The following is an 11,917-nucleotide window of genomic DNA, read 5'->3' as shown; positions in this document are numbered from 1 at the left end:
TGGATAAACTAGAATCAAGGAAGTAAAAGGTAACTGTGGATAAAAGAAATGGTAATAGATATCCACAGGGGATAATTATTATGTGTACCAAAATTTATCCACAAGTTTTCAAATATTAAAAGAAAAACAATAAAAATAGGCTAAAAATACCGGTAGGGGGTAAAATAAGCATATTACTATTTATTTCAATGAAAACGAGTATGATAAAATCAAAGGAGCTGATAAGAAATGGCAGTGAAAAAAGCTGTATTTGCAGGTGGCTGTTTTTGGTGTATGGTCAAACCGTTTGAAACACAACCAGGTATCCTCTCCGTTACTTCCGGTTATACTGGAGGACATGTACCAAATCCAACCTACGAACAAGTGACGACTGGAACAACAGGTCATACGGAAGCGGTAGAAATCGAATATGATCCTGAAATCATCACCTATGCACAATTGGTCGAGATTTATTGGCAACAGACCGATCCGACAGATGCTTTAGGGCAGTTTGCTGATCGTGGGGACTCTTATCGTCCGGTCATTTATTATAGTGATGAAGCAGAACGTGAAGCCGCAGAAAACTCAAAACAACAGTTACAAGCAAGTGGCCGTTTCGATCAACCGATCGTCACAAAGATCGAACCTCGTACGACCTTTTATCCCGCAGAGGAGTATCATCAAGATTACTACAAGAAAAACAAGATCCATTATCAGTTGTATCGTGAAGGCTCTGGTCGGGCGGGATTCCTTAGAAAAAACTGGAAAGACTAGCAGTATAAGTTACTAGAAAATATGAATTTTAAGTAATAAGAAAAGAGGAAGGTCGGACATTTTGTTCTAGATGCTTCTTCTTTTTTGTGCTATCGGAAATAGAGGACCAACCATAAGGCAATACTCAGAAAAGGAACGAAAGGGAGATGCTTTCTTTTCTTATGGAATAAAGCAGTGATACAAAAATAACTTAAACCAAGACAACTTGCGATAAACATAAGCATGAGAAAATGTGTGGAGGCTAACCCACCACTCCAACTAAGTAAGAGTAACGTATCGCCTGCGCCTAAATAAGCTTGCCCATAACGCAGCAAACCGTAACTGATCAAGCCGAACACTAAGCTGGTTTCTAAGTGAAACTGCTCAGTCAGCACCCAGTAGGCCCATAAGAAAGTCCATGAGAAATAGAGGATGCGAGTGTCGATCGCAAGGTAAAAAATATCCATCAACGAAAATAAAAAAGCAGTGAATAGCCAAATCAAATGAACTGTATCTGGCGAATAGCATCCTGCATACATAAATAGCGTACCGCTGATCAACTCTGCCAGTGGATACATGGGTGAAAGTTTGGTCTGACAAGAGCGGCAACGAAATCGTTGCATGACAATCGAAAGTAATGGAATCAACTCATACCAACGCAATGTTTGGTGACAGTTGACACAATGTGAACGAGGGGAAATAATAGAAAGGTCTTGAGGAACGCGTTGTGCGACTAAGCACAAAAAAGAACCAAAGCAACAACCAATGATAAAATAAAGAAACATCAGACCAACCTCCTTTTGATTAAGATACGCAAAAAAGGAGAAGAGAGGTGGAAAAAATAATGATTGCAGTCGGGGTCGATATCGGCACTACGCAAACGAAAGCAGTTGCATTCAATGAACAAGCAGAAGAAGTAGCTACAGCCTACTTTCATTACCCGCTGATCCAAGAAATTCAAGGCATGGCTGAACAAGATCAGGAATTGATCGTCCATGCAGTGTATACGGTCATCAATGAAGTGATCCAACAGTTACCCGCACAGACAATCCAATTCATCTCATTTTCAACAGCCATGCACAGCTTGATTTTATTAGATGAAAACAAAAAGCCTTTGACGCGTATGTTTACTTGGGCAGACACTCGTGCCGTCAATGAAGCAGAAAAATTAAAAGCAACTGAAAAAGGTCGAGTGATCTATGAACGGACGGGTACGCCGATCCATCCAATGACACCATTGATCAAAATCAATTGGTTGAAAAACGAGTTTCCTGATTTATTTGAGCAAGCGGCTTATTTTGTAGGGATCAAAGACTATCTTTTTTATGAGCTGTTTGCTGAATTAGTCAGTGATTATAGTACTGCTTCTGGCACAGGGTACTTTGATATCCACCGTTTCCAATGGTCAGAGCCTATTCTTGAAGAGTTAGGGATACAAGAAGAGCAATTACCGAGAGTAGCACCTGCGACTACCCAGTTCACGAAATTAACAGAACAAGCCCGTACGAGATTTCATTTTGATCAAGAAATCCCATTTATTTTAGGTGGAGCCGATGGGCCATTATCCAATTTAGGCTTAGGTGCATTTGGCGAGACGACGGCAGCGCTGACTGTCGGTACCAGTGGCGCATTACGATTTATTTCGAATCGCCCAAAGCTCCATCCAACAATGGAAACCTTCTGTTATGTTTTGGATCAAACACACTGGGTCATCGGAGGAGCAACCAGTAATGGCGCAGGGATCTTTGATTGGGCGGTCCATACATTGATGCAAGATGTCGTTCAACGAGCTAAGGAACAAGGAGAAGATCCGTATCAAGCAGTCCTTTCGGAAATCGCTTTTGTCCCGCCTGGCGCTAATGGACTGATTTTTCAACCGTATTTATTGGGGGAACGAGCACCTTTGTGGGATGCGGAGGCATTTGGAAGTTTTATTGGTCTACAACGATGGCATACGGAAAAAGACATGATGCGAGCGGTCCTGGAAGGGGTTTGTTTTAATCTCAAACGAATTTTGCGAGGTATCTGTCCACCCGATCAAGTGATTGAGTTACGTGCAACTGGTGGCTTTGCTCAATCAGTGTTATTTCGGCAGATCATGGCAGATGTATTGGGACAACCTATCCGTTTTCCAAAAGTTAAAGAAGCCTCAGCGTTAGGGGCAGTCATATTAGGTTGGCAGAGCCAAGGCAGAATCGAAACATTAGGTGAAGCTTCCGCATATATTGAATTAGCACAACAAGTGGCTGTTCAGAAAAAAGCCAGCCGCATGTACAACAAAATATATCCTTTATTTGTTTCGACACAACAAGAATTAAGCCGCTATTCTCAGTTATTTGCGGAACTACGAGAGACTCTATCAATAGAGATGATAGATGAAGAAGGCGAATCGTAAATGATGACATTAGTTATATTTTCTATTTGGTTGGCGGATTTTTTGCTATTTAAAAAAAGCATTACTCTGGGGATGAAAATCGTTCTCATCTAAAAGATTTTAGTGTACTTTTCCCTCAAAGTTTACTATGATTTTAATATAGGCAAATGCGAGGAGGCAGAATTACATGAAATTTCAACAAACAAAAGAAGTATTGAATCAATTAGTAGCAGATTTAAGCCAAATGTCGGTGATCGTCCACCAAACACATTGGTATATGAGAGGTCCTGGATTTTTGACATTGCATCCAATGATGGACAGCTTCATGGACGACTTGAATGAACAATTAGATGAAATCTCAGAACGTTTGATCACATTAGATGGTTCACCTTATTCAACATTACGTGAATTTGCAGACAACACAAAAATCCCTGATGAAGTTGGTCGTTGGGATCGCCCGATGGAAGAACGTTTAGAAACACTAGTAGCTGGTTACCGCTACTTAGCAGATCTTTTCCAAAAAGGAATTGACGCTGCTGGTGAAGAAGGCGACGATCCTACGCAAGATATGTTTATTGAATTTAAAGCAGCAACAGAAAAACGCATCTGGATGATACAAGCACATCTAGGTAAAGCACCAGGAATCGACGCATAATCAATTTCATCACAACCATAAAGACACCCCATTTGCAGACAATGTGCTGGAATGGGGATGTCTTTTTTTGTTTAATAACAATTAGAATTTCTTATTCTTATTTTAGAAAAAGTCGTTTCATGAGAATTTTCACTTTTAATTAAGCGCTTTCTTTTTTTGCGATATACTCTCGGTGTCAATAAAAAAGAAAAGGAGTGGAAAAATGAAAGTGAAAAAGAAATGGTTCTCGTTGTTGATGGTTGTAATGTTGTTGTCGTCGGTTTTCCAACCGACACTCTTAGCCTTTGCGAGTGATCGCTCCTTCAAAGAAGCAACCTCGCGTCCGGCTGTTGCGATTGATTTAAGTGGCACTTCGCCAGCAAAAGATGAAAAAACATGGAACGAATGGGCAAAACTCCGAGGATTTACGGATACCCTGACTGCCGAACATAACGTATTTGATAATTTAGTTCTAGCGGATTATTTAGACGTGATGGAAGGGCCAAGTACGTTACCCCTCAGTACCCGATTTGCCCGTTCAAAAATTGCACCGATCATCCAAGCTACCGCCTTTGCTGAATTTACCCGACCCTACTTAAAAGAATCAACCAAAGAGACAGCTGTCAGCCAATTGTACCGTTTGACTTCGACAAGTATCCTAAGGCAGTCGATCAGCTTGCTCGGTGATGCCATTGATGCTCCAGAAGACCCCGTTGAGATTTATCCGACCACCAAAATCGAGTTGGCTAGCTGGATTACGGTCCAAAACCAGTTCCTTGAATACATACAAACAACACCAGAACTATCTGGATATGAGATGCGAACCGGCACAGACGGTATGAGCGGATTGTTCGTTCCTAAAGACACGAATGATCAAAGTCTATTAGTTTATCCAGATACTTCACTGAATGAATACTTACCGGGAAATGAAAAATTACCTCCACGGATCGGCGCCCTGAAACAAATCAATTTTTCTCCATATAATGGTCCAGGAACACCCTATGTCAATGTGACCATGAGCTATACCGCCTATGATCATCGCCAAGAACTATACACGCAATATGATATTCGGGGCATCACGATTCCTTTAGAAACGGATTTCGACACATTTTTAGCAGAAATCGCCACACCTGAACAAGCTCTGGAAGTGGTCAAAGAATACTCGTCCGTCCAATTTGGGGCAGTAGCCCCAACAGATGTTGATTCTGTCAATGACATCGGAAAAGAAATCACACGTCAGATGATCGATGAGCGGGATGCGCTGATTGATCAATTACCTGATACGTTTCAGATCAATCTATTCCGGATCGCAGCGAAAGCCAATGACAAAGAAGTTGTCATTGATCGAGAAGGTGAGTTTGTGTATCGGGGAACGCAAGAAATTGTTCCCTTAGACCAAATCGACATCGGCTTTAACCAAGAAGTCATCTATACGATCCGCAAGGTGCAAAGCTTTTTCGGTGTCTATTGCTACTACTATGCGTTAGCCGATGGCTTGTTTGATGAAGAACGCACGAATTCTTTGCCAAAGAGTTTAGATGACACCACTATTGCAGCGATTTCTGAAGTCGGTGGCAGTGTATTGAAGCACTTACCAAATTACGAAAATACCGACTGGGTCATCAAGCAGTCCCAATTGAAGCCCGAACCAATGGACGTCTTACTCATCGCCATGTGCTTACCATGGCCAGAAATGATTTCTGTCTTACGGACCGTCAAATCCGATGAAGTCATCCTAACAACGATTGAAGTCGAAGAAGCCGAAGCCGCTCGCGTATTGGAAGCGGAAAAGGCTCTAATCACCAAAGGCTGTCCAAATGAAGCTTTAGTAGAGAAGTTACCAACCACTGAATACTATAACCGTAAAGCCTTGCGTCATGTGGCAGGAGAGGTAAGACCGGGGAGAGATGGGAGATTGATTATATCAGGAGCTCATTCGCGCCATCCTGATTTTTATAGTCCAGACAGTGGAGTAGTTTATGAACCAACTGGGATAGTGGTGGAAGGAAAACCTTTTGAGGCTAAAGTGAGTTATGGAACAAATTTTAAGGGTGCGAAGACTACCGTATTTCCTGATAATTGGAATGCAGAGAAAATTACGAGTGAAGTCGAACGTATAATTGAGGAGAAAGTTACAGATGTACCTGGACGACAAGACCTCATTGGGAAAGAAACTGGTGGAGTTTTTAGTATAAATGTCAGCGTAAATGTTAAAGCAAATGGAAAGGTCACTGTTGTAACAGCCTATCCAGTTGAATAGAAAAAGATTAGTCCTGAATTAACTTAAGGACCAATCTTTTTTGAACTTTTTAGATTTTATTTGGAAATCTTCTGGCGTATACTGTTCACGCCAATAATACATATTATAAAGTTTATACGTGTAAATAATTTTTAAAATAGTTTCATTGTGAGTCTTTCTTATTCCTAGGTAGTCTATCATCGGAATCCCCCCATTAAAAAAATCTCCGTGATATCCAAAGCTCAATCCATATGGGGAAATCCCAAATAGAGGAGTGTTTTCATAACAAATGACATATTCTTCATCCGATAAACCCAGTCTATCATCGTCTGGGTCGTCTTCTTCAGGATCATATGGACATTCCGCAAGAAAATGTCCATCTTTTGGGCCGAAATCAATAAATGAATCATCATGAGTCACAGTTAATCGAGAATCTAATTGATTTAGCTGAGTTTCTAGAAAATTCGTATTCTTTTCTACAGCAGCCAAAGGTCGATGCTTGGGGTCAGTGAATGTGATTAGTCGACTACTTTTTTTACCTTCACCGATCATCTGTGAAGTTCTTTGATAATGAGATGCGATTGTTTGTTGGAATTGTTCTTCTGGAAATAAATCCTTCCAGTAAGATAAGTTTTTTGCTTGATAAGTGTGAATAACAGTTAATATCAAATCGTCAATTGCTTGTAGCGTTTTTCGATCCGAATGATTTACTTTTCCGTAATGTTCATCAATTTGTTCGCCATAAGGTGTAAAACAATAGAGCGTATAAAATTGATATTTCAACCGATACTCCGAATACACAAAATGTTCCATTGGATGATCTGGCACACGAGGGTCCCAATAAATTTTCGATAGCTTTGGAAAGACCTCTGGACCATAATCAATAAAGTTATCATTATGTATCAAAGTCAAATCTGGATCGATTGCTTGAAATTTTTGTGTGAGTTCTTCTGTCATTTTTCGAATCTTGGCTTGTGGTCGACGATTGGGATCGACAAAGGGGAAGAAGGTCATAATCGTTTTTTCCTTTCTGTTTTAAAAAGTTTTTTAAACTAAAGTATGACATGTTTATTCTTGAAAGATTGAACTTTTTTTGCATATTTTTGAAAAATGTAAACTACAAAAAAGAACGTCTTGAGACAACGTGTGGAAACATTGTCTCAAGATGTTCTTTTAGTTCTTGTCTATTTTCAACTGATGAAGTGCTTGCTCAATCTGTATTTCTACTTGGTCAAAACCTGTACCACCTAATGAATTGCGACGTTTCACGGCAGTTTCTGGAAGTAAGGTATCGTAAAGATCAGATTCGATCAGCGGGCTGATTGCTTGGAATTCTGTTAGTGGGAGGTCTTGTAACGAGCAACCTTGCTGTGTACAATGTAAGACGAGTTTACCGACAATCTCATGTGCTTGACGGAAGGGGATGCCCTTTGCAGCCAAGTAATCGGCTAACTCAGTCGCATTGGAGAAATCTTTTTGCGTGGCTGCATACATTCGGGCTTTGTTCACTTCCATGGTTTTGACCATACCTTCCATGATCGAGAGACTAGCTAAAATCGTTTCACTCGTATCGAACATGCCTTCTTTATCTTCTTGGAAATCTTTGTTATAAGCTAAAGGCAAACCTTTCATCAACGTGAGTAAACCAAATAAATTACCATATACTCGACCAGTTTTTCCACGTATCAATTCCGCCATATCTGGATTTTTCTTTTGAGGCATGATCGAACTGCCTGTTGAAAAAGTATCCGAAAGTTCAATGTATTGACATTCGTAACTACACCAAAAAATGATTTCTTCACAAAAACGGGACAAGTGCATCATCAATAATGAAGCATTACTTAAAAACTCCAGAATAAAATCACGGTCACTAACGGCGTCTAAACTGTTTGCATAAACAGCAGAAAAGCCTAATTCATTTGCAGCAAAGGAACGATCAATCGGAAACGTCGTACCTGCCAATGCGGCACTGCCTAAAGGGGAAATATCGATTCGTTTCAGGCTTTCTGTGAAGCGTTCATGGTCACGAGTAAACATCTGATAGTACGCTAAGAGATGATGGCCAAAGGAAATCGGTTGGGCGTGTTGCAGATGAGTATATCCTGGCATGATCGTAGCCGTATGCTCTGCTGCTTTTTCCACGAACGTTTGACGTAACGAATGAAGCTTTTCAATCAGTTCAAGTACCGTATCTTTTAGATACAAGTGCATGTCTGTTGCGACTTGGTCATTACGGCTACGAGCAGTATGTAGTTTCCCGGCAACAGGTCCGATTTCCTCATGCAGGCATTTTTCAATATTCAAGTGGATGTCTTCATTTTCCACCGAAAAATGCAAAGTGCCATTCGTTAAGCGTGTTTGCAGTTTTTCCAAACCAGCGATGATCTGTTGCGCTTCTTCCTCGGACAAAATCCCAGTATGGGCCAACATTTTCACATGGGCGAGACTACCTAAAATATCTTGTTGAGCTAATTTTTGATCAAAGGAGATCGAAGCACCGAATGCATCGATCCATTGTTCACTTTTTCCTTGAAACCGTCCACCCCAAAGTTTATCCATGTGATTCCTCCTATGTTTTGAATGAAAGAAAAGCAGGTAAAAGGTCCTGTTTGAGTTCGCACTCAGCTTTTACCTTACTTTTCTTTTGATTGCTTTACTCGCTACTCTGATCCTACGGCTGTTTGTTGTTGCGTTTGAACTTCCGCATAGACTTTCGATGGTAGACCCCAAAGCTTGATAAAACCGACAGCAGCTTGTTGATCGAAGGTATCCGCTGAAGTATACGTTGCTAGTTCTTCGTTATATAGACTATTGGCCGATTTACGTCCTTCAACGATGACATTTCCTTTGAATAGTTTGACACGGACAGTCCCATTGACCGCAGTCTGTGTTGCTTTCAAGAAAGAGATCAACGCATCGGTCAATGGATTGAACCAGAGACCATCGTAAATCATTTGGCTCAACTGTTGCTCGATCATTGGTTTGAAATGTGCTAATTCACGAACGAAGGTCAAATCTTCCAGCTCTTTGTGTGCCTGCATCAAAGTGATCGCTCCAGGGCATTCATACACTTCCCGCGATTTGATCCCTACCAGACGATTCTCCACATGATCGATCCGTCCGATTCCATGCTTGCCGGCTAATTGATTCAAAGACAAGATCAATTCGGATAAAGGTAAACTTTCTTGATTCAAAGCAACTGGAACGCCTTGTTCAAAAGTGAGTTCAATGATATCCGGCTGATCAGGTGTATACTCCAAGGCTGTCGTAATATCATAAGCACCTGCTGGCGGAGTCGCCCAAGGGTCCTCTAACACACCACACTCACAAGCACGTCCCCACAAGTTTTGGTCGATAGAATATGGATTCTCCAAATCTGCTGGGATCGGCACATCATTTTCTTTCGCATAGGCGATTTCTTCTTCCCGAGACCATTGCCATTGACGAACCGGTGCAATGATTTTCATTTCAGGTGCCAAGGCATTGATTGCTACTTCAAAACGAACTTGGTCATTGCCTTTTCCTGTACAGCCATGAGCAATCGTCGTTGCACCAGTTTTTCGAGCTAATTCCACTAATTTTTTTGCGATCAAGGGGCGAGAAAGCGCAGAAACCAGTGGGTAAGACTGCTCGTAAAACGTATGACCTTGTAGCGCGATCAATGCAAATTCTTGAGCAAATTCCTCTTTGGCATCGATGGCATAAGACGCAATTGCACCAACTTGAAGTGCTTTTTCTTTAATAAAAGCTGTATCTTTGCCTTCACCGATATCTAGGCAACAAGCAATCACCTCATAATCTTTTGCCAACCATTTGATTGCCACAGAGGTATCTAATCCACCTGAGTAAGCCAATATAATTTTTTCTTTCATAAAATCGCCCCTTTATTTTTAAGTGTTTTCAAAATAGATGTTTCAAATGATAACACCATAAAAATAAAAAAGCAATCAATAAATTAAATAAATATACATAAAAATAAATAAAATGAAAATAATATTCAAAAATAATGTAAATGCACAACTTTTTATACAGAACGAATTTCTTAGTCTAAAAGAAACTAAAACGATGAAAAGATAAAAATGAAAAAGAAATTTAATTTTTCAAAAGTATAGAAAAACGTTGACATTATCGGTATTTGCAGGTAATATGTTAAATGGTATTGTTTGCCCCACAAAGAGCCCCGGAAACTCGAAGTGTATGTCAAACATCAGAACTTAAATTGGAGGAAACTAACGTGCGTACAACATATATGGCCAAACCAGGCGAAGTAGAACGTAAATGGTATGTAGTAGACGCAACTGATGTTCCATTGGGACGTCTTTCAACAGTTGTTGCATCTGTACTACGTGGAAAAAATAAACCAACTTTCACCCCTCATTTGGATACTGGCGATTTCGTCATTGTTATCAATGCAGATAAAGTGAAATTAACAGGTAAAAAAGCGACTGATAAAATTTATTACCGTCACAGCAACTACCCAGGAGGATTGAAATCAATCTCAGCTGGTGAATTGCGTGCTAAAAATTCTCGTCGTTTGATCGAAACTTCTGTAAAAGGCATGCTACCTAAAAATACTTTAGGCCGCAAACAATTTACAAAATTGAATGTATACGGTGGAGCAGAACATCCACATGCAGCACAACAACCAGAAGTTTTAGACATCACAAACTTAATCTAATAGGAGGGAATTTCATTGGCACAAGTTCAATATATCGGCACAGGCCGTCGTAAAAATGCAGTTGCTCGCGTACGCTTAGTACCAGGAACTGGTAAAATTACTATCAACAAAAAAGATGTTGAAGAATACATTCCACATGCTGACTTGCGTGAAGTTATCAATCAACCTTTCGGCGTTACTGAAACAAAAGGCGCATATGACGTATTTGTTAACGTAAACGGTGGAGGCTACGCTGGACAATCAGGAGCTATCCGTCACGGAATCGCTCGTGCATTGCTAGAAGTTGATCCTGACTTCCGTTTAGCTCTTAAACGCGCTGGGTTACTTACACGTGACGCACGTATGGTTGAACGTAAAAAACCAGGTCTTAAGAAAGCTCGTAAAGCTTCACAATTCTCAAAACGTTAATTGCTGGAGTCGTTGCGAATTTATTCGCTTACGAATACAGTATGGGACGGAGATTTTTAAAGAAATCGAGTACCATTCAATTGAAACAATCAGGGCGTTTCGCAATTCAGTTTGCGAAGCGTCTTTTTTTGACGCTTATTTAAATAAATTTGGTGAGTTCAAATATCCGATAGTAGAGACATTACGTGATTTGTTTGCTCGCTTGTTTTACTTATTTGTAAATAATGAATAGGATAAGTTATCTTATTTAATGTTGTTAGTTATTTTAAATCTACTAGGTTGTTCAAGTGATTCATGTTGAAATCACGAGTAAATCAATGGAATGAACTCTTTGGTCAAAAACATTTTAAAAGGATTTTTTTGATGTTCGCTTTAAAAATAATGGCTAAAATGTTATGTTTTCATATAGTTATCTTTAGCTTCGAAAAATGTAACTATTTGGTTGTTAAAAAAGCTGACCTTCAACATTAAGCTGAAAAATCAAAAAATATGAAAAGCTATTTTCTGATTTCCCATCTTACTACTCAGGTCAAAACGCTTTTCTCACAACCTAGATAAGCGGTTTTCAAGAGGTAATACTTCAATAATAAGCCAAAAAAATCAAAAACGAAAAAGCCATTTTCGATTTTTCTGTCTTATTACTCAGTGCTGACCGCTTCTTTCACAACCTAGATAAACGGTGTTCGAAAGCTAACTCCTACGATATTAAGCCAAAATTTGAAAAAATAGGAGAAGCTATTTTCTCAAATTATTTCTTAATACTCGGAGTTGCCCAGCTTTCTCACAACCTTGTGTAACCGAATACATTTTGTCCGCTGCAAGGGACATTATGTAGTGAAGCAGAATAAAAAT

Annotated in this window: 10 protein-coding genes; 6 read left to right on the top strand and 4 right to left on the bottom strand. The window is 39.9% G+C overall.

Going from position 1 to position 11,917, the window contains the following annotated elements; genetic code table 11:
* Positions 1-228: 228 nt before the first annotated feature.
* Positions 229-753, top strand: a complete 525-nt coding sequence (gene msrA, locus IGK01_RS13585; RefSeq protein ID WP_010733927.1) for a peptide-methionine (S)-S-oxide reductase MsrA — start codon at positions 229-231, stop codon at positions 751-753.
* An 89-nt stretch (positions 754-842) separates the two neighbouring features.
* Here msrA and IGK01_RS13580 read toward each other — a convergent pair whose 3' ends face one another.
* The gene (locus IGK01_RS13580; protein WP_153830614.1) at positions 843-1,517 is read right to left on the bottom strand and encodes a prepilin peptidase; all 675 of its coding nucleotides are present in this window, start codon (positions 1,515-1,517) and stop codon (positions 843-845) included.
* A 56-nt stretch (positions 1,518-1,573) separates the two neighbouring features.
* On the opposite strand from IGK01_RS13580, the gene IGK01_RS13575 reads away from it, so the two are divergent.
* From IGK01_RS13575 to IGK01_RS13565, 3 genes are all read left to right on the top strand, one after another.
* Positions 1,574-3,127 carry a gluconokinase gene (locus tag IGK01_RS13575; RefSeq protein ID WP_438840843.1) on the top strand — a complete coding sequence of 518 codons (1,554 nt, stop codon included), beginning with the start codon at positions 1,574-1,576 and terminating at the stop codon, positions 3,125-3,127.
* A gap of 166 nt (positions 3,128-3,293) precedes the next feature.
* Positions 3,294-3,761, top strand: a complete 468-nt coding sequence (locus IGK01_RS13570) for a Dps family protein (RefSeq protein WP_224434370.1) — start codon at positions 3,294-3,296, stop codon at positions 3,759-3,761.
* A 202-nt stretch (positions 3,762-3,963) separates the two neighbouring features.
* Positions 3,964-6,000 carry an EndoU domain-containing protein gene (locus IGK01_RS13565; protein ID WP_438840823.1) on the top strand — a complete coding sequence of 679 codons (2,037 nt, stop codon included), beginning with the start codon at positions 3,964-3,966 and terminating at the stop codon, positions 5,998-6,000.
* A gap of 18 nt (positions 6,001-6,018) precedes the next feature.
* On the opposite strand, the gene IGK01_RS13560 is transcribed toward IGK01_RS13565, so the two are convergent.
* The 3 genes from IGK01_RS13560 to IGK01_RS13550 form a co-directional block, all read right to left on the bottom strand.
* Entirely contained in the window at positions 6,019-6,993 is a 975-nt protein-coding gene (locus IGK01_RS13560; RefSeq protein WP_153830612.1) for a hypothetical protein, read from the bottom strand.
* Positions 6,994-7,152: 159 nt separating this feature from the next.
* The gene (argH, locus tag IGK01_RS13555) at positions 7,153-8,538 is read right to left on the bottom strand and encodes an argininosuccinate lyase (protein ID WP_010733937.1); all 1,386 of its coding nucleotides are present in this window, start codon (positions 8,536-8,538) and stop codon (positions 7,153-7,155) included.
* Positions 8,539-8,639: 101 nt separating this feature from the next.
* Complete coding sequence (locus IGK01_RS13550) at positions 8,640-9,851, bottom strand: argininosuccinate synthase (RefSeq protein ID WP_023520555.1); 1,212 nt, start codon at positions 9,849-9,851, stop codon at positions 8,640-8,642.
* 377 nt (positions 9,852-10,228) lie between these two features.
* Here IGK01_RS13550 and rplM point away from each other — a divergent pair, with 377 nt between their 5' ends.
* Both rplM and rpsI read left to right on the top strand, forming a co-directional pair.
* Positions 10,229-10,657 (top strand): 50S ribosomal protein L13, encoded by a 429-nt coding sequence (rplM, locus tag IGK01_RS13545; RefSeq protein ID WP_153830627.1) that lies wholly within the window; start codon positions 10,229-10,231, stop codon positions 10,655-10,657.
* Between the two features lie 15 nt (positions 10,658-10,672).
* Entirely contained in the window at positions 10,673-11,065 is a 393-nt protein-coding gene (gene rpsI, locus IGK01_RS13540) for a 30S ribosomal protein S9 (RefSeq protein ID WP_010733940.1), read from the top strand.
* Positions 11,066-11,917: the final 852 nt, after the last annotated feature.

Origin of the sequence: Enterococcus sp. AZ080 (genome assembly GCF_051714945.1) — a bacterium.
GTDB lineage: Bacteria > Bacillota > Bacilli > Lactobacillales > Enterococcaceae > Enterococcus_B > Enterococcus_B pernyi.
The sequence above is the reverse complement of the archived record's forward strand: the minus strand, read 5'-3'. Positions and strand labels throughout refer to the sequence as shown.